Source organism: Mesorhizobium sp. M4B.F.Ca.ET.203.01.1.1, assembly GCF_004791025.1.
Taxonomy (GTDB): domain Bacteria; phylum Pseudomonadota; class Alphaproteobacteria; order Rhizobiales; family Rhizobiaceae; genus Mesorhizobium; species Mesorhizobium abyssinicae.
This window is the reverse complement of sequence record NZ_SRUO01000006.1, coordinates 35,105-57,576: the sequence shown is the minus strand read 5'-3', so window position 1 is coordinate 57,576 and position 22,472 is coordinate 35,105. Positions and strand designations below refer to the sequence as shown.

The following is a 22,472-nucleotide window of genomic DNA, read 5'->3' as shown; positions in this document are numbered from 1 at the left end:
GCTATGGAAGCTGTTTGTTACGTCCCCAGTGCATTCTGTCAGTTGTCGTTGCTCGTCAGCGTCGCGACGACGTTCCTCGTCATGACACCGTTCGCGGCTACTCGCCTATTGGTGTTGAGGATGCGCAAGCACTCTATCGGGAAGCTTCAGTTCGCCTAGTTCCCCTTGGGGGAGGATTATCGCGATGCGATCGTTTATGCTCATCCTTGTCGCGGTTGCCGCGTTCTTCGCATGGGACGGGCTGTTGAACGATGGCCGCTATGCCGATCAGATATTCAACCTCGAATTCCGGCAAGCTGCGCTCAGCCTGCCGAGCGACATTAGCTACGGTTACGAGGGCAAGTTCAACCGCTGACACGGCGTTATGCCGACGGTGGAAAGCGGAGAAGAACCCGCCATCGCGGTGGCTCAGGCCACGTTTCCCGATCGTAAGGCGCATTCCTGGCTGGCAGTTGCCGAACGCCGGTCGGCACGAGCCAAGTTCCGCCGATTTTTTTCACCTTTGTCCCCCGCCGCGGCGAAATTCCTACAAAAGGCATGCTCGGAAAGCCTTAGGTACGGCGCTGCTGGGACCCAGCGCAGTTTTTGAGGGCGTCAGCCCGGGTGGAATGCACGAATGACAATAATCATCGACAATGCCGCAAACTGGCGCGACATCGCGCGCGTCGGAGACGGCGAAAAGCTGGAATTGGCGCCGGCCGCCTGGGATCGCATCGCCCATGCGAACCGCATCGTGGCAAGCCTCGTCGAAAAGGGCATCCGTGCCTATGGCGTGAACACCGGGGTCGGGGCGCTTGCAAGCCAGGTGGTGGCGCCAGCCATGCAGGAGAAGCTGTCGCGCAACATCATTCTCAGCCACGCCTGCGGCGTCGGCGAACTGGCGCCTGAACGCGGTATCCGCGCCATTATCGCCGTGCAGGTGGCAAATTTCGCGCATGGCCATTCGGGCGTGCGGCCCGAGATCGTCCGCAATCTGCTCACCTTCCTCGAGCGCGGCTGCATTCCGGAAGTTCCTTCCCGGGGATCTGCCGGATATCTCACGCACAATGCCCATATCGCGCTGGTGCTGATCGGCGAGGGCATGGCAAGGGTCGCCGGACGCAGGATGAACGGTCGCCAGGCTCTGGCCGAGATCGGCCTGGAGCCGCTGGTGCTGGGCGCCAAGGAAGGCTTGAGCCTCGTCAACGGCACGGCATGCGCTACCGGCCTGACAAGCATCGCGCTGGTGCGCGCCGAGCGTTTGCTGTGCTGGGCCGATGCGGCGGCGGCGCTCACGCTGGAGGCCGCGGGCGGGCAGATGGCGGCCTTCGACGAACATGTGCTCGCCATGCGGCCGTCGCCCGGCATCGAGGCAGTCGGCACGTCGTTGCGGCGTCTGCTCGATGGCAGCGGGCTGATCGCGGCGGCGCAGGGCAGTCGCACGCAGGATGCGCTCAGCCTTCGCGCGGTGCCGCATGTGCACGGCGCGGCGCGGGAAGTCCTCGAGCGTTCCGCGCTACTGGTCGATCGTGAACTGGCCTCGGTAACCGACAATCCCGCGGTCTCCGGCACGATCGATGATCCGAAAGTGTTTTCGCAGGCGCATCCGGTGGCGCCCGCGCTCGGTCAGACCGCCGACAGTTTGACGATTGCGCTGGCGCAGGTTGCCGCCATGAGCGAACGTCGCATCGACCGCCTGGTCAACCCGCTGGTCAACAATCTGCCGGCATTCCTGGCGGCGGAAGGCGGTTGCAATTCCGGCTTCATGATCGCCCAGTACACCGCCACTTCGCTAAGCAACGTCAATCGACGCCTTGCCGCGCCGGCGGCGACAGACGGCGGCGTCACGTCCGGCCTGCAGGAGGATTTCCTCGCCCACCCGACCGTGGCGGCCAACAAGCTTTTGGCCGTCATCGACAACGCCGAATACATTCTGGCGATAGAACTCATGGCGGCCGCGCAGGCGCATGATTTCCTGTCCGACCGCGCGGCACGGGCGCCAGGCACCGATGCCATCTATCGCGCCATCCGCCAGCGCGTCGCGCACTACAGCGATGACCGCCCGCTGTCCTGGGACATGGAAAAGCTGCGCGATTTCATCCGCGAAGCCGATGTGGGTCAGTGAAAGGCAGCTCCGAGCCGCCCGCCTGCGCCAAAGCTTCGGAGGGGCAACCTGCTTCGCACGAGGAGCGGGCTGTTCCCCGAAGCTCGAAGAACGAGCAGGATGGCGGAGAGGGAGGGATTCGAACCCCCGATGCCCTTGCGAGCATGCCGCATTTCGAGTGCGGTGCATTCGACCACTCTGCCACCTCTCCGCGGTCATGGTCGGCCGTTGCCGGCGCGGCGCACTAGATAACGACTGGACGTCAAGGTTACAAGGCCAAATCTGCCGGATGTCAGGCTTCTTTGACGTGGTGTCGATTTGGTCACCGCCAAGCGCTTCCCGCGGGGCGGCCAGGTGGCCAGTCGGCGGCGTCAACGTTCGCCTCTCACATGGATGACGGCGGCCGGCCTGGGCGCCGCTAACCGCCCGACGTTCATGGTGTCGGCTGCTTGCCTTGACTTTGACCGGACCTTCGGTTAGGGAACGCGCGCAATCGGCGTGGAGGGGTCTTCCGCGCCGCTTGTTTTTTGAACCCGCAGACTGACAAAAAGACGGCCGAACCGCTTGATGCGGTTCATCGAGGCCGACCGAACAGCGAAAGGCAAAAAATGTTCGCAGTCATCAAAACGGGCGGCAAGCAGTATCGCGTCGCCGCCAACGATCTCCTGAAGATCGAGAAACTCGAAGCCAAGGTCGGCGACATCGTCGAGATCGGCAATGTGCTGGCGCATGGCGAGGGCGAGAACGTCACCTTCGGCGCGCCGTTCGTCGATGGCGCTCTGGTCACGGCCGAAGTCGTCGAGCAGGGCAAGAACCGCACCGTCATCGCTTTCAAGAAGCGCCGCCGGCAGAATTCGCGCCGCAAGATCGGCCACCGCCAGCTTTTGACCACCGTCCGGATCGCCGAGATCCTGCTGGGTGGCGCCAAGCCGGCGAAGAAGGCCGCCGCCAAGCCGGAGGCCAAGGCAGAGGTTGCCGCCGAGGCGAAGGCCGAAGCCGCTCCGAAGGAGGCCAAGGCCAAGAAGGAAGCCGCTCCGAAGGCGGAAGCTACTGTCGAGGCCGCTGCCGCGCCGCTGTTCAAGGCGCCGAAGGGCGAGCCGGACGACCTGACCGTGATCAAGGGCATCGGCCCGGTCGCCGCCAAGGATCTCAACGAGCAGGGCATCATCACCTTCGCGCAGCTCGCCAAGCTCTCCGACAAGGATGTCGCCAAGATCGACGAGCACATGCCGTTCAGCGCCGACCAGATCAAGGACTGGCGCGAGCAGGCCAAGGAGCTGGCGAAGAAGTAAGGCGGAGCCGGCGAAACGATCGCCGGATCGGACTTGAAACGGAACGCGAACGCGTTCATAAGACCATTCAAACGCCCCTCGAGGCGTATCGGAGTTAGTTAGATGGCACACAAGAAAGCTGGCGGTTCGTCGCGCAACGGTCGCGACTCGCACTCCAAGCGGCTCGGCGTGAAGAAGTTCGGCGGCGAAGCCGTGATTCCGGGCAACATCATCATTCGTCAACGCGGCACCTCGTGGCATCCGGGCACCAACGTAGGCATGGGCACGGACCACACCCTGTTTGCGCTCGAAGCCGGCGCAGTCGCCTTCAACAAAAAAGCCAACGGCCGAACCTACGTTTCGGTGAACCCGATTACCAAAGCAGCGGAATAGCCGGTTCCGCACCACAACACCGGCACCCATCTCGGGAACCGGTGTCTGGCCAGGCCAGGAAAAGGATCAGGGGAGATGGGTTTCCATCTCCCCTTTTTCTTTGCCTGGAGGACTGAAAATGGTTGCCGAAGCGGAAGACACGGACGACGAAAGTTACGCGATAGACTGCCCGGCGCTGGCCACCGAGCGGCTGGTGATGCGCGCCCCGCGCGACAGCGATGTCGGGCAACTGGTGGCGCTCGCCGACAACCGTCATGTGGCCGAGATGCTGGCCCGCATGCCGCATCCCTACGGCGAGGCCGAGGCTCGCGCCTTCCTGGCCATGGCCTCATCGCGCCGGGCAGGCATCGTCTATGCGCTGACGCTAGCCGGCACCGGCACCTTCGTCGGCTGCGCGGGCTTGAACACCACCGATCGCGGGCTGGAGCTCGGCTACTGGATCGGCGAACCCTACTGGAAGCGCGGCTATGCGACGGAGGCCGCGCACGCGCTGGTCGACCTCGCCTTCCAGAACACCTCGACCCAGGTGCTGCACGCCTCGACCCGGGTCATCAATCCGGCCTCGCGCCGGGTCATCCACAAGTGCGGCTTCCAGTATGCCGGCCAGGGCATGCTGAACTCGATCGTCGCCGGCCAGGTGCCGGTCGAGCGCTACCGGCTCGATCGCAAGACGTGGACCAGCCTGCGCAACTGGGTCCACTTCTAAAGATGGGCCGATATTCAGGTGAGGCTGGCCTGCGAACGGCGACTTCCTGCGCTTCCGGTGCTCACGTGCTTCAAGCACGCTCCGCTCCGGGTCTCGGAAGTCACCATTCTCGGCGCAGCCTGACCTGAATCTCGACCCATCTTGGGCGCATCTGAGGGCGCTCAGCCCAACTCGACCCATACCGGCAAATGGTCCGAACCCACCGCTTGCCGGTCGACCCACGAGCGCTTCAGCGACCTGGCGAGCGAGGCGCTGGTGAAGATGTAGTCGATGCGCTTGTGGCGGCTCGCATCGTCGGGCCGTTTCGGGTCGACCCAGGTGGCGAGATCCGGGACGCCGAGGCGCTCGGCGACGTCGACGGCGAGGTCGGCGGTCAAGGGCATACCGAATTCGTGGTCCGGGCGGCCGGCAAGCTCGGCATATTCCGCCGAGCCGGGCAGCATGTTGAAGTCGCCCATGACGATGAAGGCTTCAGGGTAGGGCAGGTCCGGCAGGCCGATTTCGGGAATGCCGGAAAGGCCGCCGCCCTCCAGCGCATAGTTCAACAGGCGCTGGCGCAGGAAGCGGATCTGGCTCTGGCGCTCGACGGGGCTGCGATGGTCGAGATGGGTGGAGTAGAAGCGGATGAAGCCGAGCGGTGTCTCGATCAGCGCCTCGAGCGCGCCGCGCTGGAAGTTCATCGCTTCCAGGCTGCGGCTGCGCGGCAGAAGAAGGTTGCGCGACAGATGAATGGGTGTCTTCGACAGCACCATGTTGCCGAGCTGGAAGGTGGTGGTGATGGCGCGGCCGGCCTCCAGGCGCGAGGAGATGTTGACCTCGAAATTGCTGCCATAGGCGGCAAAATAGTCGGGCAGCGCCTCGCCGAGCTCGGCCACCATGTCGCGGTTGTTGTTCCTGGGGTTGTTGCGGGTGACCTCCTGCAAGGCGATCACATCGGCGCCGCGCACGGCATCGGCGATGCGGGAAACATCGTAGCTGCCGTCGAGACCTATGCCGTACTGGATGTTGTAGGTGACAAGCTTCATTCCCGCGCCCCTCCAGCTCCGCCCGCCCACAGTGCTACCGCGTCCCTGGCAAAAGGGCATCCGGCGCTTTAGTCGCAAACCGCCCTCGCCCTTCGCCCCGCTTGATGGACCGGGTCTGCGTTTCCCGGAAACGGCGACCCGCCCTATCTCGTTCTTCCTACGCAATTCCGGACGGAAAACCGCTCACACTTTTCCTGGAATTGCTTTAGAGCAATCCCGCAAGCGCAATAGCAGAAACCCGAAGATCCGATGAAATTTCTCGACCAGGCAAAGGTTTATATCCGCTCCGGCGACGGTGGCGCCGGCTCGGTGTCGTTCCGCCGCGAGAAATTCATCGAGTTCGGCGGACCGGATGGCGGCGACGGCGGCCGCGGCGGCGATGTCTGGGCGGAGGCGGTCGACGGGCTGAACACGCTGATCGACTATCGCTACCAGCAGCATTTCAAGGCCAAGACCGGCATGCACGGCATGGGCCGCAACATGACCGGCGGCAAGGGCGCCGACGTCACGCTCAAGGTGCCGGTCGGAACCCAGATCTTTGCCGAGGACAATGAGACGCTGATCTGCGACATCACCGTCGTCGGCCAGCGCTTCCTGCTCGCCAAGGGCGGCAATGGCGGCTTCGGCAACCAGCATTTCAAGACCTCGACCAACCAGGCGCCGCGCCGCGCCAATCCCGGCCTGCCGGGCGAGGAGCTCAGCATATGGCTGCGGCTGAAGCTGATCGCGGACGCCGGCCTGGTCGGCCTGCCCAATGCCGGCAAGTCGACCTTCCTCGCGGCCGTCACCGCGGCCAAGCCGAAGATTGCCGACTACCCCTTCACCACGCTCTATCCCGGCCTCGGCGTCGCCCGGATCGACGGTCGCGAATTCGTCATCGCCGACATCCCCGGGCTGATCGAGGGCGCGCATGAGGGCGTCGGCATTGGCGACCGCTTCCTCGGCCATGTCGAGCGCACGCGCGTGCTGCTGCATCTCGTCTCCGCCCAGGAAGAGAACCCCGGCAAAGCCTACAAGACCGTGCGCGCCGAGCTCGAGGCCTATGGCCACGGGCTGGCCGAGAAGGTCGAGATCGTGGCGCTCAGCCAGATCGACATCCTCGACGCCGAGGCGCGCAAGAAGAAGACGGCCTCGCTTAAGCGCGCCGCCGGCCGCGCGCCGCTGCTGTTGTCGGCCGTCACCGGCGAAGGCGTGGAAGCGGTGCAGCGCGCGCTGATGGCTGTCGTGGCCGAGGCCCGCGACGCCGTTCCGGCGCCCGTCGACACGCGCTGGCAGTGACCATGCAATCGCTGAAGAAATACCGGCGCATCACCGTCAAGATCGGCTCGGCGCTGCTCGTCGACCGCGGCACGGGGCTGAAGCGCGACTGGCTGGATTCGCTCGCCGACGACATCGCCGGGCTTGCCCATGGCGGCGCCGAGGTGCTCGTCGTCTCGTCGGGCGCGATCGCGCTCGGCCGCACGATCCTTGGCCTGGGAAAGAGAGCGCTGAAGCTTGAGGAGAGCCAGGCGGCGGCGGCCGTCGGCCAGATCGCGCTGGCCGGCGCCTGGTCGGATGCGCTCGGCAAGGGCGGGCTGAAGTCCGGCCAGATCCTGCTCACGCTCGGCGACACCGAGGAGCGACGGCGCTATCTCAATGCGCGCGCCACGATCTCGACCTTGCTCAAGATGAAGGCGGTGCCGGTCATCAACGAGAACGATACGGTGGCGACCTCGGAAATCCGCTACGGCGACAACGACCGCCTGGCGGCGCGTGTGGCGACGATGATGGGCGCCGACCTCCTGGTGCTGCTCTCCGACATCGATGGGCTCTACACGGCGCCACCGGCCAGGGACCCGCAAGCGAAATTCATCCCGGTGGTCGACCGCATCACCCCCGACATCGAGGCGATGGCGGGCGCGGCCGCCTCCGAGCTGTCGCGCGGCGGCATGCGGACAAAGCTCGACGCCGGCAAGATCGCCAATGCGGCCGGCACCGCCATGGTCATCACGTCGGGCACCAGGCTGTCGCCGCTGATGGCGATCGAACGCGGCGAACGCGCCACTTTCTTCAAGCCGAGCGCCAATCCGGTGAAGGGCTACAAGACCTGGATCGCCGGGCAGCTCGAACCGGCGGGGCGGCTCACCGTCGATGCCGGCGCCATCGGCGCGCTGCTATCGGGCAAGTCGCTGCTGCCGGCGGGCGTCAAGCTGGTCAGCGGCAATTTTTCGCGCGGCGATACGGTGGCGATCCTATCGCCCGAGGGCCGCGAGATCGCGCGCGGCCTGGTTGCCTACGATGCCGCCGATGCCGTAAGGATCGCAGGCCTGAAGACGGCCGAGATCGAAACCGTGCTCGGCTACGAGGCGCGCTCGGCGATGATCCACCGCGACGACCTTGTGGTGAGCCATTCGAGTGATCAAGTATTGGCCGTTGATCAAGTATTGGCCGGCCGAAGCGGAGGATGAGCCATGCTGAAGCTGCATGAAAAATCCCGAGACGACACTGCGGCGCTGATGGCCGATATCGGCCGCCAGGCGCGCGCCGCAGCCCGACCGCTGGCCATTGCCACCACCGCCGCCAAGAACGCCGCGCTTGTCGCCATGGCCGAAGCCATTCTTCGCAACGAGCAGGCGATCCTCGACGCCAACGCAATCGACGTCTCGAATGGCGAGGAATCCGGCCTTTCCGGTTCCTTCATGGACCGGTTGAAACTGACACCGTCGCGCATCGAGGCGATGGCCGACGGCATTCGCGAGATCGCCGCGCTAAAGGATCCGGTCGGCGACGTGATCGCAGAATGGGACCGGCCGAACGGACTCCATATCGAGCGCGTGCGCACGCCGCTCGGCGTCGTCGGCGTCATCTATGAGAGCCGGCCGAATGTGACGGCCGATGCCGGCGCGCTCTGCCTGAAGGCCGGCAATCCGGTGATCCTGCGCGGCGGCTCGGATTCGCTCAACTCGTCCGCGGCGATCCATGCCTGCCTGGTCGAGGGGCTGAAAGCGGCCGGCCTGCCGCAGGATGCGATCCAGCTGGTGCCGACCACCGACCGCGCCGCCGTCGGCGAGATGCTGAAAGGCCTCGGCGGCAATCTCGACGTGATCATTCCGCGCGGCGGCCGCAGCCTGGTCGAGCGTGTGCAGAGCGAGGCGCGGGTGCCGGTCTTTGCCCATCTCGAAGGCATTTGCCATGTCTATGTCGATCGATCGGCCGATCTCGACATGGCGGTGAAGATCGCCGTCAACGCCAAGATGCGGCGCACCGGCGTCTGCGGCGCGGCCGAGACGCTGCTGGTCGACCGTGCGGCGGCGGGAACGCATCTGGTGCCGATCCTCGAGGCGCTGCGGGCCGCCGGCTGCGAAATCCATGCCGATAACGAGGTGCTGAAGGCGTTCTCCGACGCCAGTCCCGCGACCGATGCCGACTGGGTAACCGAGTATCTCGAAGCCATCATCGCGGTGAAGCTGGTCGATGGCGTCACCGGCGCGATCGAGCACATCGAGAGCTTCTCCTCGCACCATACGGAGGCGATCCTGGCCGAGGACGCTGAAGCGGTGGAGCGCTTCTTCAACGAGATCGATTCGGCGATCCTGTTGCACAACGCCTCGACGCAATTTGCCGATGGCGGCGAGTTCGGCATGGGCGCCGAGATCGGCATCGCCACCGGCAAGATGCATGCGCGCGGACCGGTCGGCGTCGAGCAGCTGACCTCGTTCAAGTACCGCGTGCGCGGGTCGGGACAGGTGAGGCCTTGATGCTATTTGCCGCTAGAGGTTGAAGCTTGCGCCCAGGCCCCCCTCTCTGGCCTGCCGGCCATCTCCCCCTCAAGGGGGGAGATCGACTTGCGCATAGGGCTTCGCCAATCGCCTACGTCATAAGATTTGCGCCTGCGGACGATCTGCCGATCTCCCCCCTTGAGGGGGAGATGCCCGGCAGGGCAGAGAGGGGGGCCTAGCACCGTGCTCTCGTCCCCTCAGCCCGCCGTCCCAGCGCACTATCTGCGCATGCCGCATGCCGGCAAGGGCGTTGCCGTCGGCCTGTTCGGTGGCTCGTTCAATCCGCCGCATGCCGGCCACGCGCTGGTCGCCGAGATCGCGCTGAGAAGGCTGGCGCTCGACCAGCTGTGGTGGATGGTGACGCCGGGCAATCCGCTGAAGAGCACGCGCGAGCTGGCGCCGCTGGCCGAGCGGTTGCAGCTGTCCGAGCAGATCGCAAAAAATCCGAAGATCAAGGTCAGCGCTTTCGAGGCCGCTCAACACATCCGTTTCACCGCCGACACGCTGGCGCTGGTCAAGGCGCGCAATCCCGGCGTCGACTTCGTCTGGATCATGGGCGCCGACTCGCTTCGCGATTTCCATCGCTGGCAGCGTTGGCGCCAGATCGTCATGACCTTCCCGATCGCCGTCATCGACCGCCCGGGCGCGACGCTGTCGTTCCTCTCCTCGGTGGTCGCCAAGACCTTCGACTACGCCCGCGTCGACGAGGGTGACGCGCCGCGGCTTGCTCGTATGAAGGCGCCGGCCTGGACTTTCATCCACGGCCCGCGCTCGTCGCTGTCGTCGAGTGCCATCCGCAAGGCGGCAAGGAGCTGAAACGTCCCCCTTAGCGAGAAGGGGAAAGTTCGGCCATGTCGCTTTTGCGGCGGCCTTTCGCCGGCAGGTCGGCGATGCTGCGTGAATGCTGGAGAAGAACCGCACCACCATCGAGCCAGATGACGGCAACCAGCCGGCGCCGCTGATCGCCATTGCCAGCGTCGTGGCGTCGATGGCGCTGATCGCGATCGGCAACGGGCTGATGTTCGCCTTCATCCCGGTGCGGCTCGGCGCCGACGGCTTCGATCCGACCTGGGCCGGGCTGATCGTCACCGGGCTTTCGGCCGGTGGGCTCGCCGGCTGCATCCTGACCGGGCCTCTCGTCCGGAGAGTTGGTCACGCCCGCGCGTTCATGGTGCTTTCGGCGCTGATCGCGCTCTCCAACGCGGCGATCGGCGCTGGCCCGATCCCGCTTATCTGGATCGCGGCGCGCGCGCTTTACGGCTTTGCCATTTGCGGTCTGTTCATCGTCGCCCAGAGCTGGCTGAACGATGCCGTCCCCAATGCCATACGCGGCCGCGTCATGGCGGTGTTCTACGTCGCCTATGTCGCCGGCCTCGGCGTCGGCTATGCGACGCTCGCCGCCATCGACATCCGCACCGCGGCAGCGCCGCTGATCGGCATCACCTTCACGGCGCTGTCGATCCTGCCGGTCGGCATGACGCGGCTGGCGCAGCCGCCGCCGCCGCAGGCGGCCTCGGTGGCGCTCGGCCGCGCCTGGCGGATCTCGCCGGTCGGGGTGGCGGGCATGCTCGCCGTCGGCGGCCTGTCGATGATCATTTCCGGTTTCGCGCCGATCCATGCCACCGCCAAGGGCTACAGCCAGGCGGATGTGGCGCTGCTGCTGTCGGCGATGCCGGTCGGCACGCTGATCCTGCAGATACCGCTCGGCTGGATCTCGGACCGGACCGACCGGCGCTATGTGCTGATCGGCGCGGCACTGCTTGCCCTCGTTGCCAGCCTGCTCGCCATCGCCTTCGACGGCGGCGCGCTGGCCGTTCTGCTCGTGGTCTATCTGATCTGGGATGGCGCGTCGGAATCGATCTATTCGCTGTCCAGCGCGCATGCCGCCGACCGCGCCGGCAAGGACGATCTGCTCGCCCTGTCGAGCTCGATGCTGTTTGCATGGTCGCTGGCGGGGTTTGTGGTGCCGGGCATCGTGACAGGGCTTTCCGCGGTCTATGGCACCGGGACGTTCATCTATGTCGGGATTGTCATCGCCTCGGCGTTTTGCCTGTTCGTGTCGTGGCGGGTGCTGGCGGCACGGCCGGTCCCAGCCACCGCGACAGGCAGCTTCGCGCCGATGTGCGCGCAGGCGCCGCTGCCGGTGGAGCTTGCCTTCGCGCCGGACGAGCAGCCTCGCCCCGGCAATTGAGGCGCGTTGTCGACAGCTTGCGCTACTGCCTGGTTGAGGGCGGTTCCTGGTGCGATGCTTCCGGCGGCGGCACCGGGACGGAAATGCCTTCGGTGTCGAAGGCCTGCTTGGCGCGTTTGGTGAGATCGATCTGGGTGGCGAAGAAATCGGCGGACGAAGTCCAGTAGCGCAGGCTGATGGCGACGCCGCTGTCGCCGACCGTGGCGACGAAGGCGATCGGCGCCGGCTCGCGCCTGACGCGCCGCTCGGTGGCGGCGACGGCGAGCATCGTCTTTTGCGCGAGGTCGATGTCGTTCCAGGAGCCGATGGTCAGCGTGACGTCGCCGCGGCGGACGCCGTTGCGCGTATAGTTGCGCACCGGCTGGTTCCACAGCGTCGAATTGGGCGCCAGCACATAGACGCCGTCGACCGTCCGCAGCCGGGTCGCGAACAGGCCGATCTCCTCGATGGTGCCGGAAATGGGGCCGACCTCGACATACTCGCCGATGCGAAACGGTCTCAGCGCAAGCAGCATGATGCCGGCGGCGATGTTCTGCAGCGTGCCCTGCAGCGCCAGGCCGATGGCGAGGCCGATGGCGCCGATGGCGGCGATGATCGAGGCGGTCTGCACGCCGAACTGGCCGAGCACCATGATCACGACGAGGATCAGGATGGCGTAGCGGACGATCTTCGAGAAGAAATGGCGCAGCGTCGCGTCGAAGCCGTGGATGTGACCGAGGCCGGCGAAGATCGAGCGCTCGGCAAGGCCGGCGACGAGATAGCCGACGACCAGCAAGATGACGGCGCCGACGGCCGAGAAGGAGTAGGAGACGATCAGGCTGCTGAGTTGCGCGAGGCCAGCCTGCACGGAGAGGAGCGTGTCCTGGGGATCGATCGGCATGGTGGGAAATCCGGTTGGTGGGCGAGCCGATAACCCATGTGGACGCCATGGGTTCCCGACTTTTTTCCCGCTTTGCGGAACCAAGCGGAGGGGGTCGCGTTGGCGAGCGCGGGGCCACCGTCTTGAAACTGCAACGGAACTCTGCCTATCTAAGTGGTGTCACCTGATTTCACGGGTGATTTGGTTGTTCTTGCTGCGAAAGGAAAGACACTGAGAACAGCACTGCGGAAGAAGGCCGACATCGTGCCTTCGCCGGCCGGGATCAGCGGAAATGACGCCGTGTCCCGCGCCATCAAGACAGTCCTTGCCAGTCTGGAAGACTCCAAGGCCGAAAACATCGTCTCAATCGACATCCAGGGGAAATCGAGCCTCGGCGACTACATGGTCGTAGCGTCGGGCCGATCGCACCGTCATGTCTCGGCTGTCGCCGATCATCTCCTCAAGGCGCTCAAGGATGCCGGCCTCGGCATGGCGCGCGTCGAGGGGCTGGCCAGCGCCGACTGGGTCCTGATCGATTCGGGCGACATCATCGTCCATGTCTTCCGTCCCGAAGTCCGCGAATTCTACAATCTCGAAAAGATGTGGCAGGCGCCGGACCTCGAGGAAGAGACCCTTCACTGAGCCGTAACCGTTGGGGTGCGTGTCCCCGAATCCCTGGGTGACATGCACTAGCGGCTCTTCGAGGCAAGGATGAAGATCACCGTTCATGCCGTGGGCCGGATGAAAGCCGGCCCCGAGAGAGAACTCGCCGACCGCTATTTCGAGCGCTTCGCTAGGAGCGGCCCGGCGGTGGGGCTGGAATATGCCGGCCTCGTCGAGATTGCCGAAGGCCGCGCCCAGACCGCCAACGAGCGCCGGCGCGAGGAAGGCCAGAAGCTGCAGACGATGCTGCAGCAAGGCACGGCGCTGATCCTGCTCGACGAGCGCGGCAGGAGCTTCTCCTCCGAGGAATTCGCCGGCCGCCTCGGCCTGCTGCGCGACAGCGGCCGAAAGGCGCTGGTGATCGCCATCGGCGGCGCCGACGGCCACGACCAGTCGCTGCGCGACCAGGCAGATCTGGTGGTCTCGTTCGGCGCGCTGACCTGGCCGCATCAGCTGGTGCGGGTGATGCTGGGCGAGCAGCTCTACCGGGCCGCGACGATTCTTGCTGGACACCCCTACCATCGCTCCTGATGTCGCGGCCAAAGGACACGCCAGGGTCAGCACGCTCGGCCCAAGCTTTCCGGCGGCCGGATCGGCGTCATGAGCCATCCTGCATGATCGGATGGACGTGCCTGTACGCCTGGCCGAGGACCTGAGGACCCTGGAAGCGCGATCGGAAGATGCGTAGTTCTCCGAATTTCCGCCTCAATGGCCCGACATCACGGTAGTTGTGGGTTCTCCATCATGGTTGATGGTTCGTTAACGAAGCGGCGGATAGAGTCTGGGCCTGATGTCTGAAGGCTGGAATTCGAGAACGCGCGCCTGGCGCAGCCGCTGCGGCCTGACATTTGTCGCCGCGCTGATTGCGTTCCGTCCGGCGCTGGCGGCGGAAAACACCCTTGATCCAGCGCCCGATCCCGACCGGAGCCGGGCCGAATACGAACAGGTCTCGAAGGAAATCACGCTCTCGTCCGAGCGGCTGGCCAAGCTCGCCGCCGACATTGCGGCGGTCAAAAAGGACCATGCCTCGATTACCGCGGCGTTGATCCAGTCGGCGATGACCGAGCAGAAGCTCGGCCAGGACATCGAGGACATCGGCGCCAAGCTGGAAGGCCTGAAAGCGGAAGAGCAGAAGATACGTGCCTCCCTGGCGGCGCGGCGCGACGTGCTGGCCGAAGTGCTGGGCGCGTTGCAACGCATGGGCCTCAATCCGCCGCCGGCGATCCTGGTCAAGCCGGAGGACGCGCTGTCGTCGGTGCGTAGCGCCATCCTGCTCGGCGCGGTGGTGCCGGAATTGCGCCAGCAGACCGAGGTGCTGCTCGCCGACCTCAAGGAACAGACGCGGGTGACGACCTCGATCGAGGCGGAGCGGGCCAGGCTGACGACGGCGGTCGGCGAACAGGCGGCGGAAAAGAAGCGGCTGAGTATGCTGCTCGAGGCCAAGCAGAAGCTTCAGGCCGACACCGAGACGGAGATCGCCGCCGAGAAGCAGCGCTCACAGGTACTGGCCGCCAGGGCGGGCAGCCTCAAGGAACTGATCGCCTCGCTGGAGGCCGACAAGGCGCGCAGGGCGACAGACCAGGCCAAGGCGGCCGAGCGCAAATCGGCCGATGGCGACCAGGCTCCGGGAGGAGACGGCAAGACGCCGGCGCCGGCGGAATTGGCCGCGCTGCCGGTGCCGGAAGGCAACCGGCTCACGGCCGCGGCACCGTTCTCGGCGCTGCAGGGACAGATCGCGCTGCCGGTGACCGGCAAGATCAAGCGGCGCTTCGGCGCCGATGACGGTAACGGCGCGGTGATGCAAGGGGACATGGTTGCGACACAATCGGGAGCCATCGTCACCGCGCCGGCGGATGGAAATGTGCTTTATGCGGGGCCGTTTCGCTCTTATGGTCAACTCTTGATCCTCAATGCCGGCGACGGGTATCATGTCGTCCTGGCTGGGATGAGCAGAATCAGTGTCGCGACTGGCCAGTCGGTGCTCGCAGGAGAACCGGTCGGCGCGATGGGAGAGGCCCGGGTGGCGAGCACCTCGGCCTCGCAGAATGGAAATGCCACGCCGGAGCTCTATGTCGAGTTCCGCAAGGATGGAAAACCCGTCGATCCGACCCCATGGTGGGCGGACCGTTTTTCTGGAAGGACGTGAAATGATGCGGAAACTTTCGCTTCTGTTCGCCGGCGCGCTGATGGGCGCGTCAGCGATGAGCCTGGTCTACGGCGCGCCAGGCTCGACGGCGAACGCTGCGGGCTCCGAGACCTACAAGCAACTGGCGATCTTCGGCGACATTTTCGAGCGCGTGCGGGCGCAGTATGTGACGCCGCCGGACGACAAGTCGCTGGTCGAGAACGCCATCAACGGCATGCTGGCCTCGCTCGATCCGCACTCGTCCTACATGAACGCCGAGCAGGCGCAGGACATGCGCGTGCAGACCAAGGGCGAGTTCGGCGGCCTCGGCATCGAGGTCACCATGGAGAACGACCTGGTCAAGGTGATCACGCCGATCGACGACACGCCGGCCGCCAAGGCGGGCGTGCTGGCCGGCGACTACATCGCCAAGATCGACGGCGAGGAGGTGCGCGGCCTGACCCTCAACGACGCCGTCGAGAAGATGCGCGGACCGGTCAACACGCCGATCAAGCTGACCATCCTGCGCCAGGGCGCCGACAAGCCGATCGAGCTGACGGTGGTGCGCGACATCATCAAGGTCAAGGCGGTCAAGTTCCGCGTCGAGAACGACGTCGGCTACATGAAGATCACCTCGTTCACCGAGAAGACCTACGACGATCTCGAGAACGCCATCGACACCATCAAGAAGCAAGTGCCGGCCGACAAGCTCAAGGGCTATGTGCTCGATCTGCGCCTCAATCCGGGCGGCCTGCTCGACCAGGCGGTGAGCGTGTCGGATGCCTTCCTCGACCGCGGCGAGATCGTCTCGACGCGCGGCCGCGATCCGAAGGACGTCACCCGCTTCGACGCGAGGGCGGGCGACGACATCGGCGGCAAGCCGCTGATCGTGCTGGTCAATGGCGGTTCGGCGAGCGCGTCGGAAATCGTCGCCGGCGCGCTGCAGGACCTGCGCCGCGCCACCGTGGTGGGCACCCAGTCCTTCGGCAAGGGCTCGGTGCAGACCATCATCCCGCTCGGCGAGAATGGCGCGCTGCGGCTGACGACGGCGCTCTATTACACGCCTTCGGGCAAGTCGATCCAGGGCAAGGGCATCACGCCCGACATCAAGGTCGAGCAGCCGCTGCCGGCGGACCTGCAGGGCAGGGACCTGACGCGCGGCGAATCGGACCTCAAGGGCCATATCAAGGGCGCGGACGAGAGCTCGACCGGCTCCGGCTCGGCCGCCTATGTGCCGCCGGATCCGAAGGACGACCTGCAGCTGATCTACGCCGAGCAGCTCCTGCGCGGCCAGAAGACCGATCCGGCGTTCCCGCCGAATCCGCAGAAGGCCGTGCTCAACCAGTAAGGATTCGGCGGACCAGACCGAGAGGTCTGGCCGCCCGTTCGAAGCAATGCGATGCTGCCGGGACCGCGAGGTTCCGGCAGTTTGATTCGGGGGGTCGCGGCCGGCGCGCCGCGCCCGAGGCGTGGCAGGCGCCGAGGAGACTTGGATTGGCGTGGCGTTCCGGGAGGTGAGCCCACCTGCCGGTCCCAACGCTTCGGGGTTGCGGCTTGGTGGACATCGGCAAGGACATAGAACGACCGCTCGGGCAGGCTCCCAGGCCGCAGCGCGTTGCCTCGCGCGGCATCAGCACCGGCGCGGTCGCGGCGACGCTCGCTGTGCTTGCGGTGATCGGTGTCTCCGGCGCGATCGCCTTGCGCGAAAAACCGTTCCGCAAGCCGCAAGAGGTCGCGGTGTCGACGCCGAAGGTGACGCCGGCCGCGGCCGCGACGCCTGCCCCGGCACCCGCCGCGGAGACGGCGACGGCAGCACCCAAGGTCGAAACGCCCAAGACCGGCGGACCGCAGATCATCCATGTCCAGACCGAGGAAGGCGATGGCCCGCCCAAGGCGGCCATCGTCATCCGCGATCCTTCCTCGATCGGCCAGAACCTGAAGATCGCGCATATCCCTGACAAGGCGTTGATCGAAGCCAGCGACACCGGCCCGCTGCCGGTCCGCGCCGCCGACGGCAGGCGGCCGTTCGACGTCTATGCGCGGCCGTGGTCGGGATCGCGGGGCGCGCGCGTGGCGATCGTCATCGGCGGGCTCGCCGTCTCCCAGACCGGCACGCAGGCGGCGATCGCCAAATTGCCGGCCGAGGTGACGCTGGCCTTCGCTCCGCAAGGCAACAGCATCGGTCGCTGGATGCAGGCGGCGCGGCAGAGCGGGCACGAGATCGTCATGCAGATACCGCTCGAGCCGTTCGATTACCCCAACGTCAATCCCGGCCGCAACACGCTGACGGTGGCGGCGAGCCCGGACGAGAACCTGAAGAACCTGCACTGGGCGCTGTCGCGGACGACCAACTATACAGGCGTCATGAATTACATGGGCGCGCGCTTCTCGGCCGATCCAGGGGCGATGGCGAGTTTCATGGCGGAGCTCGGCAAAAGGGGTCTCGCCTATGTCGACGACGGCTCGTCGGCGCGCAGCCTGGCGCCCGACCTGGCGCTGAAGGACGGCGTGCCCTTCGTCGCCGGCGACACATCGATCGACGCCGTGCAGGATCGTGGCGCGATCCTGAAGAAGCTGGACGAGCTGGAAGCCACCGCGCGGGCGAAGGGCACTGCCGTCGGCATCGGCTCGGCCTTCGATCTCACCGTCGATACGGTTTCGGCCTGGGTGGCCGAGGCGAGGAAGCGCGGCATCGAGATCGTGCCGATTTCGGCGGTAGCCATCGATCCGCAAAAAGGGTGAATAGTGAATAGTGAATAGTGAATAGTGAATAGTTTCGGTGCCGTGATCTGATTCTGCCAGCTATAGGTACTTACTACTCACTACTCACTACTCACTACTCACTACTCAGACGTCACGCCGCAGCGCAGAAGGTCCGACGATGGCCAAGAATATCGATCCCGAAACGCTGCCTTACCGTCCCTGCGTCGGCCTGATGATCCTCAATGGCGACGGGCTGGTCTGGGTCGGCCATCGCATTGCCGAGCCGGACAGCGAGTTCGCCGGCACGACGCAGCTCTGGCAGATGCCGCAAGGCGGCATCGACAAGGGCGAGGAGCCGTTCGAGGCGGCGGGACGGGAACTTTACGAGGAAACCGGCATGCGCTCGGTCTCGCTGCTCGCCGAGGCGCCGGAATGGATCAACTACGATTTGCCGGCGCACTTGGTCGGCGTTGCCTTCAAGGGGCGCTATCGCGGCCAGACGCAGAAATGGTTCGCCTATCGCTTCCACGGCGACAGCGGCGAAATCCAGATCAACCCGCCGCCTGGCGGCCACACCGCCGAGTTCGACAAATGGGCTTGGCGGCCGATGCAGGACCTGCCCGGGCTGATCGTGCCGTTCAAGCGCAAGGTCTATGAAGAGGTGGTGGCGGCGTTCCGGCATCTCGTCCCGTAGAGGCGCGTTCGATCGCACTGTTCGGGATCGGGCACTCTTGATATTGATGCCGGTGCGCCGCAAGTACCAGAGGCTGACATGAACCATGCATGGCAAGAGCATCATAGAGGAGCGCCGGCGCTGCCCCTCACCTGCCTGCCGGCATCCTCTCCCCGTATAGTGACGGGGAGAGGGAAGCTGTCGGCGCCGATTTCGCTAATCGCCAACGTTGCAGGAAGACAACCGAGGCTGCGGCCAGCCCCTTCTCCCCGTCACTATACGGGGAGAAGTGGCCGGCAGGGCGATGAGGGGCGGCGCCGGCGTCGGCAATCGCGCGTCTTCGCAACAGGCGCAACCCTGGCGCGGTCGCCTCGATGAGCGGCGACAAGGCGCCTTTGCCGCAAGCGCCTGACGCGGGTAGCTGCATGCCTAGCGAGGCCACAGCCGGGGCGATCCTGACCATCGATCTTGGCGCCATCAGGGAAAACTACCGGCGGCTGAAGGCGCGACTCGGCGCCGCGCAATGTGCCGGCGTGGTCAAGGCGGACGGCTATGGGCTGGGTGCCGCCGAAGTGGCGCGGGCGCTGGCGGCGGAAGGCTGCACGAGCTTTTTCGTTGCGCTGCTCGCCGAAGGCGTGGCGCTGCGTCGGGCGCTCGGCCCCGGACCGGCGATTTATGTGCTGAACGGGCTGCCGCCCGGCTCGGAAAACGAGGCGGTCGAAGCCGAACTTGCTCCCGTCATCAACAGCGCCGCGCAGCTCAAGGCCTGGGGTGAGGCCGGCCAGGCCGCCGGCCGCAAGCTGCCAGCTGCGATCCAGGTCGACAGCGGCATGTCCAGGCTCGGCATGTCGCCGGCGGAGGTCGAGGCGCTGAGCCGTGAGCCGACTTCCTTCGACGGCGTCGCGGTCACCCTCGTCATGAGCCATCTCGCCTGCGCCGACGAGCCGGCGCATCCGGCCAACGAGCGACAGTGGCTGGCCTTCGAGCGCCTGCGCAAGATGCTCCCCGAGGCGCCCGCGTCGCTCGCCAACTCCTCCGGCATCTTCCTCGGACCGGCCTTCCATTTTGATCTCGTGCGCCCCGGCGCGGCGCTCTACGGCATCAATCCGACGCCGGCGGAGCCGAATCCGATGCTGCCGGTGGTGCGGCTGCAGGCCAAGGTGGTACAGACGCGAAGCGTCGAGAAAGGTGCCGGCGTCGGCTACGGCCACACCTATCGCGCGGAGGATCCGCTCGGGCTGGCGACGATCTCTCTCGGCTATGCCGATGGCTGGCATCGCCGCGCAGCCTCGGCCGCCTGGTTCGAAAACGTGCGGCTGCCCTTTGTCGGGCGGGTGTCGATGGATTCGATCATCCTCGACATTTCCGCGCTGCCGCAGGGCAAGCTCGGCGCAGGCGACCTGGTCGAGCTGCTCGGACCGTCGCAAAGCGTCGACGCCGCAGCCGGCCATGCCGGCACGATCGGCTACGAGATCCTGACCAGCCTCGGGCCGCGCTTTCACCGGCGCTATACCGGCTGAACGAGTGCCTTGCTTGACAAGCAGGCGCTTCTCGGCAAGGGTTCCGGGATGAGCAACCTCGCCCATACCAGAACCTTTTTCAGGGTCTGCCCCATCGCGGGAGCGTAGCCCCGGCCCGGCCACCAAGCTGGCGGCCGCCTGAACCGGGGCATTTGAATTCCATACATCGCCATTGAGCCGGCCGGCCTTGTGCGGCTGCCGGCTTTGTCCGCCGCCCCTGATTTGGCGCCAGCGCAGTCGTCCTGTGCGCCGGGCCCATGAGGTTTGCCATGCCTGCAACAACTCCATCACGTTACCGAAACCTGCTCCTCGTCAGCGACGCCGATCACAACAGGCTGACCGGCCTAGCCAGAGCCTGTCTCGACCGAGCGCCCGACATTGCCGAGGGTCTGCTCGCGGAAATGGACCGCGCCAGGGTCGCGGCAGCGGCGGCCATGCCGGCAGATGTAGTGCGGATGGGCTCGACAGTGACTTTGCGCAACAGCGATGGAAGTTGCCAACGCGTCACGCTGGTCTATCCCGGCGAAGCCGACATCGCCGAGAAGCGCATTTCCGTGCTGACGCCGCTCGGAACAGCGCTGATCGGAGCGCGTGCCGGCGGGTCGGTGCACTGGCAAAGCCGTGACGGCCGGGTCCTGTCGGGCACAATCGACGCTGTCGAGCAACTCCCGTCCGGGAGGCCGTCATGACCAAGACCATCTACTGCGTGACGACGAAGGATTTGGGGATGATTGAGGTGATGCTGTTGCGCAGGCGCGCCTTTGCCGATCCGATCGTGCCAGTGCTCGAGCGCAAGCTCTCGCAGAGCAGCATTGTTCCGGTCGACCTGGTCGGGCCCGACTTGGCGACGTTGGCCAGCCGCGTGACTTTTTGCATAGATGGCGGCCCGGCGGAGACGCGAACGCTGGTGCAGAGCGAAACATTCGCTTCCATAGGGGCCGGCCTGTCCGTCAGCACGTGGCGGGGCCTCAGCCTACTCGGCATGAGGAAAGGCCAGAGCCTACTGGTCGAACGGCCCGACGGCAGGAACGAGCGGATTGTGGTCGAAGATGTACCTTACCAGCCTGAGGCTGCGCGACGAGCAGCTCGGAACGTCGGCGGACGTCTGTCGCAGGGCCTGACCCTTGTCCACAGCGCCTCAGCGACCAGCAGGCCCCTTGGCGAGACGGGCAAAATCCGGCAGACAGAGGAAGACGATCCGGGCCCTTCGGCGGCATGATCGGCCTTTGAGGGAGCAAGCGATGAAGATCTTCGTGCTGGGCGGCGGCGTGATCGGGGTCACCACCGCCTACTTCCTCGCCGAGGCCGGCCACGAAGTGACGGTGTTCGACCGCCAGAAAGGTCCGGCGCTGGAAACCAGCTTCGCCAATGCCGGCGAGGTCTCGCCGGGCTATGCCTCGCCCTGGGCCGGCCCCGGCATTCCGCTGAAGGCGATCAAATGGCTGCTGATGAAGCATGGTCCGCTGGTGGTGCGGCCGGCCTTCGACCCGCATATGTGGACGTGGCTGCTGAAGATGCTGCGCAACTGCACGGCCGAGCGCTACGCGCTCAACAAGTCGCGCATGGTGCCGCTTGCCGAATACAGCCGCGACACGCTGAAGGCGCTGCGCCAGGCCACCGGCATCGCCTATGACGAGCGTTCCAAGGGCACGCTGCAGCTTTTCCGGACGCAAAAGCAGCTCGACGGCACCGGTGGCGATGTCGAGGTGCTGAAGAAATACGGCGTCCCCTATGAAGTCCTCGATCCCGAAGGCTGCATCGCGGCCGAGCCGGCGCTGGCCAACGTGCGCGGCAAGTTCGTCGGCGGCCTCAGGCTGCCGGGTGACGAAACCGGCGACTGCAAGATGTTCACCGACCGCCTGGCCGAGCTCTGCGTGGCGCGCGGCGTGACCTTCGAATACGACACCCTGATCAGGCGCATCATCCGCAGCCGCAACCGCGTCCACAACATGCATACCAGCACGGGCTGGAGGGCGGCGGATGCCTATGTGATGGCGATGGGCAGCTACTCGGCGCAGGCGATGCGCTGGCTGAAACGGCCGATCCCGGTCTACCCGGTCAAGGGCTATTCGATCACTGTGCCGATCAAGGATGCCGAGGCGGCGCCGGTTTCGACCGTCATGGACGAGACCTACAAGGTGGCGATCACCAGGCTCGGCGACCGCATCCGCGTCGGCGGCACGGCGGAGATTTCAGGCTTCGACATGAGGCTGCACGAATCGCGCCGGCGCACGTTGGAGCATTCGGTCGGCGATCTCTTCCCGGGCGGCGGCGATCTCAAGGCCGCAACCTTCTGGTGCGGCTTGCGGCCGATGACGCCGGACGGGCCGCCGCTGGTCGGCCGCAGCGAGCTGTCCAACCTCTATCTCAACACCGGCCACGGCACGCTCGGCTGGACCATGGCCTGCGGCTCGGCGAAGGTGCTGGCAGACATCATCTCCAGCCGGGTGCCCGAGATCAACGCCCACGACCTCGGGCCGGAACGCTACCTGAAGTAGGGCA

At 65.9% G+C, this 22,472-nt stretch carries 22 protein-coding genes and 1 tRNA gene; 20 read left to right on the top strand and 3 right to left on the bottom strand.

Features of this window, described 5'->3' with window-relative positions; translation table 11 throughout:
- The first annotated feature begins 184 nt into the window (after positions 1 to 184).
- Together EN846_RS35145 and hutH are read left to right on the top strand one after the other, a co-directional pair.
- Positions 185 to 355, top strand: coding sequence for a hypothetical protein (locus EN846_RS35145; protein ID WP_187331380.1), 171 nt, complete (start codon positions 185 to 187; stop codon positions 353 to 355).
- Between the two features lie 261 nt (positions 356 to 616).
- A complete protein-coding gene (gene hutH / locus EN846_RS15285) occupies positions 617 to 2,104 on the top strand; it encodes a histidine ammonia-lyase (protein ID WP_127390805.1) in 1,488 nt (495 codons plus the stop codon).
- A 100-nt stretch (positions 2,105 to 2,204) separates the two neighbouring features.
- On the opposite strand, the gene EN846_RS15280 is transcribed toward hutH, so the two are convergent.
- Positions 2,205 to 2,294 (bottom strand) — tRNA-Ser (locus tag EN846_RS15280).
- Positions 2,295 to 2,691: 397 nt separating this feature from the next.
- Between EN846_RS15280 and EN846_RS15275 the strand changes: the two genes are divergently transcribed.
- The 3 genes from EN846_RS15275 to EN846_RS15265 all read left to right on the top strand — a co-directional run bounded on the left by EN846_RS15275 (position 2,692) and on the right by EN846_RS15265 (position 4,453).
- A complete protein-coding gene (locus EN846_RS15275) occupies positions 2,692 to 3,375 on the top strand; it encodes a 50S ribosomal protein L21 (RefSeq protein ID WP_127390818.1) in 684 nt (227 codons plus the stop codon).
- A gap of 102 nt (positions 3,376 to 3,477) precedes the next feature.
- On the top strand, positions 3,478 to 3,747 hold the full coding sequence (rpmA, locus tag EN846_RS15270; protein ID WP_126057796.1) for a 50S ribosomal protein L27: 270 nt from the start codon (positions 3,478 to 3,480) through the stop codon (positions 3,745 to 3,747).
- 118 nt (positions 3,748 to 3,865) lie between these two features.
- Positions 3,866 to 4,453 (top strand): GNAT family protein, encoded by a 588-nt coding sequence (locus EN846_RS15265; RefSeq protein ID WP_127390819.1) that lies wholly within the window; start codon positions 3,866 to 3,868, stop codon positions 4,451 to 4,453.
- Positions 4,454 to 4,614: 161 nt separating this feature from the next.
- Here EN846_RS15265 and EN846_RS15260 read toward each other — a convergent pair whose 3' ends face one another.
- Positions 4,615 to 5,478, bottom strand: coding sequence for an endonuclease/exonuclease/phosphatase family protein (locus EN846_RS15260; RefSeq protein ID WP_127309312.1), 864 nt, complete (start codon positions 5,476 to 5,478; stop codon positions 4,615 to 4,617).
- Between the two features lie 249 nt (positions 5,479 to 5,727).
- Between EN846_RS15260 and obgE the strand changes: the two genes are divergently transcribed.
- From obgE to EN846_RS15230, 5 genes are all read left to right on the top strand, one after another.
- A complete protein-coding gene (gene obgE, locus EN846_RS15255) occupies positions 5,728 to 6,756 on the top strand; it encodes a GTPase ObgE (RefSeq protein WP_127284549.1) in 1,029 nt (342 codons plus the stop codon).
- 2 nt (positions 6,757 to 6,758) lie between these two features.
- Positions 6,759 to 7,925 carry a glutamate 5-kinase gene (proB, locus tag EN846_RS15250; RefSeq protein WP_127390820.1) on the top strand — a complete coding sequence of 389 codons (1,167 nt, stop codon included), beginning with the start codon at positions 6,759 to 6,761 and terminating at the stop codon, positions 7,923 to 7,925.
- 3 nt (positions 7,926 to 7,928) lie between these two features.
- Positions 7,929 to 9,215, top strand: a complete 1,287-nt coding sequence (locus EN846_RS15245) for a glutamate-5-semialdehyde dehydrogenase (protein WP_127390821.1) — start codon at positions 7,929 to 7,931, stop codon at positions 9,213 to 9,215.
- A 249-nt stretch (positions 9,216 to 9,464) separates the two neighbouring features.
- Entirely contained in the window at positions 9,465 to 10,052 is a 588-nt protein-coding gene (locus EN846_RS15235; RefSeq protein ID WP_127394277.1) for a nicotinate-nucleotide adenylyltransferase, read from the top strand.
- An 85-nt stretch (positions 10,053 to 10,137) separates the two neighbouring features.
- Positions 10,138 to 11,427: an MFS transporter gene (locus tag EN846_RS15230; RefSeq protein ID WP_135858899.1), complete on the top strand. Its 1,290-nt coding sequence runs from the start codon at positions 10,138 to 10,140 to the stop codon at positions 11,425 to 11,427.
- Positions 11,428 to 11,449: 22 nt separating this feature from the next.
- Here the strand turns inward: EN846_RS15230 and EN846_RS15225 are convergent, their stop codons facing one another.
- Positions 11,450 to 12,307, bottom strand: a complete 858-nt coding sequence (locus EN846_RS15225) for a mechanosensitive ion channel family protein (RefSeq protein ID WP_127310251.1) — start codon at positions 12,305 to 12,307, stop codon at positions 11,450 to 11,452.
- Between the two features lie 243 nt (positions 12,308 to 12,550).
- Here EN846_RS15225 and rsfS point away from each other — a divergent pair, with 243 nt between their 5' ends.
- From rsfS to EN846_RS15175, 10 genes are all read left to right on the top strand, one after another.
- Positions 12,551 to 12,928 (top strand): ribosome silencing factor, encoded by a 378-nt coding sequence (gene rsfS, locus EN846_RS15220; RefSeq protein ID WP_127284554.1) that lies wholly within the window; start codon positions 12,551 to 12,553, stop codon positions 12,926 to 12,928.
- A gap of 69 nt (positions 12,929 to 12,997) precedes the next feature.
- Positions 12,998 to 13,480, top strand: a complete 483-nt coding sequence (gene rlmH, locus EN846_RS15215) for a 23S rRNA (pseudouridine(1915)-N(3))-methyltransferase RlmH (protein WP_127284555.1) — start codon at positions 12,998 to 13,000, stop codon at positions 13,478 to 13,480.
- A gap of 259 nt (positions 13,481 to 13,739) precedes the next feature.
- Positions 13,740 to 15,095: a murein hydrolase activator EnvC gene (locus tag EN846_RS15210; protein WP_128345955.1), complete on the top strand. Its 1,356-nt coding sequence runs from the start codon at positions 13,740 to 13,742 to the stop codon at positions 15,093 to 15,095.
- A 1-nt stretch (position 15,096) separates the two neighbouring features.
- Positions 15,097 to 16,422, top strand: a complete 1,326-nt coding sequence (locus EN846_RS15205) for a S41 family peptidase (protein ID WP_187331394.1) — start codon at positions 15,097 to 15,099, stop codon at positions 16,420 to 16,422.
- 206 nt (positions 16,423 to 16,628) lie between these two features.
- Positions 16,629 to 17,816, top strand: a complete 1,188-nt coding sequence (locus EN846_RS15200; RefSeq protein ID WP_127391008.1) for a divergent polysaccharide deacetylase family protein — start codon at positions 16,629 to 16,631, stop codon at positions 17,814 to 17,816.
- Between the two features lie 139 nt (positions 17,817 to 17,955).
- Positions 17,956 to 18,471, top strand: a complete 516-nt coding sequence (locus tag EN846_RS15195) for an RNA pyrophosphohydrolase (RefSeq protein WP_127391009.1) — start codon at positions 17,956 to 17,958, stop codon at positions 18,469 to 18,471.
- 404 nt (positions 18,472 to 18,875) lie between these two features.
- A complete protein-coding gene (gene alr / locus EN846_RS15190) occupies positions 18,876 to 19,970 on the top strand; it encodes an alanine racemase (RefSeq protein WP_127391010.1) in 1,095 nt (364 codons plus the stop codon).
- A gap of 269 nt (positions 19,971 to 20,239) precedes the next feature.
- Positions 20,240 to 20,659 carry a nucleoside diphosphate kinase regulator gene (rnk, locus tag EN846_RS15185; RefSeq protein ID WP_127286148.1) on the top strand — a complete coding sequence of 140 codons (420 nt, stop codon included), beginning with the start codon at positions 20,240 to 20,242 and terminating at the stop codon, positions 20,657 to 20,659.
- Positions 20,656 to 21,189 (top strand): nucleoside-diphosphate kinase, encoded by a 534-nt coding sequence (locus tag EN846_RS15180; RefSeq protein WP_127286147.1) that lies wholly within the window; start codon positions 20,656 to 20,658, stop codon positions 21,187 to 21,189. Before rnk ends, EN846_RS15180 begins: the two co-directional genes overlap by 4 nt.
- Positions 21,190 to 21,211: 22 nt before the next feature.
- A complete protein-coding gene (locus EN846_RS15175) occupies positions 21,212 to 22,468 on the top strand; it encodes a D-amino acid dehydrogenase (protein ID WP_127310258.1) in 1,257 nt (418 codons plus the stop codon).
- Positions 22,469 to 22,472: the final 4 nt, after the last annotated feature.

Bases quoted from the DNA above. Each gene is read 5' to 3' on its own strand.
- EN846_RS15225 (WP_127310251.1), bottom strand. From the start codon at position 12,307: ATGCCGATCGATCCCCAGGACACGCTCCTCTCCGTGCAGGCTGGCCTC.
- proB (WP_127390820.1), top strand. From the start codon at position 6,759: ATGCAATCGCTGAAGAAATACCGGCGCATCACCGTCAAGATCGGCTCG.
- EN846_RS15210 (WP_128345955.1), top strand. From the start codon at position 13,740: ATGTCTGAAGGCTGGAATTCGAGAACGCGCGCCTGGCGCAGCCGCTGC.
- alr (WP_127391010.1), top strand. From the start codon at position 18,876: ATGCCTAGCGAGGCCACAGCCGGGGCGATCCTGACCATCGATCTTGGC.
- obgE (WP_127284549.1), top strand. From the start codon at position 5,728: ATGAAATTTCTCGACCAGGCAAAGGTTTATATCCGCTCCGGCGACGGT.
- EN846_RS15195 (WP_127391009.1), top strand. From the start codon at position 17,956: ATGGCCAAGAATATCGATCCCGAAACGCTGCCTTACCGTCCCTGCGTC.
- EN846_RS15230 (WP_135858899.1), top strand. From the start codon at position 10,138: ATGCTGGAGAAGAACCGCACCACCATCGAGCCAGATGACGGCAACCAG.
- EN846_RS15175 (WP_127310258.1), top strand. From the start codon at position 21,212: ATGAAGATCTTCGTGCTGGGCGGCGGCGTGATCGGGGTCACCACCGCC.
- hutH (WP_127390805.1), top strand. From the start codon at position 617: ATGACAATAATCATCGACAATGCCGCAAACTGGCGCGACATCGCGCGC.
- rpmA (WP_126057796.1), top strand. From the start codon at position 3,478: ATGGCACACAAGAAAGCTGGCGGTTCGTCGCGCAACGGTCGCGACTCG.
- rnk (WP_127286148.1), top strand. From the start codon at position 20,240: ATGCCTGCAACAACTCCATCACGTTACCGAAACCTGCTCCTCGTCAGC.
- rlmH (WP_127284555.1), top strand. From the start codon at position 12,998: ATGAAGATCACCGTTCATGCCGTGGGCCGGATGAAAGCCGGCCCCGAG.
- EN846_RS15265 (WP_127390819.1), top strand. From the start codon at position 3,866: ATGGTTGCCGAAGCGGAAGACACGGACGACGAAAGTTACGCGATAGAC.
- EN846_RS15275 (WP_127390818.1), top strand. From the start codon at position 2,692: ATGTTCGCAGTCATCAAAACGGGCGGCAAGCAGTATCGCGTCGCCGCC.
- EN846_RS15260 (WP_127309312.1), bottom strand. From the start codon at position 5,478: ATGAAGCTTGTCACCTACAACATCCAGTACGGCATAGGTCTCGACGGC.
- EN846_RS15180 (WP_127286147.1), top strand. From the start codon at position 20,656: ATGACCAAGACCATCTACTGCGTGACGACGAAGGATTTGGGGATGATT.
- EN846_RS15245 (WP_127390821.1), top strand. From the start codon at position 7,929: ATGCTGAAGCTGCATGAAAAATCCCGAGACGACACTGCGGCGCTGATG.
- EN846_RS15235 (WP_127394277.1), top strand. From the start codon at position 9,465: ATGCCGCATGCCGGCAAGGGCGTTGCCGTCGGCCTGTTCGGTGGCTCG.
- EN846_RS15205 (WP_187331394.1), top strand. From the start codon at position 15,097: ATGATGCGGAAACTTTCGCTTCTGTTCGCCGGCGCGCTGATGGGCGCG.
- EN846_RS35145 (WP_187331380.1), top strand. From the start codon at position 185: ATGCGATCGTTTATGCTCATCCTTGTCGCGGTTGCCGCGTTCTTCGCA.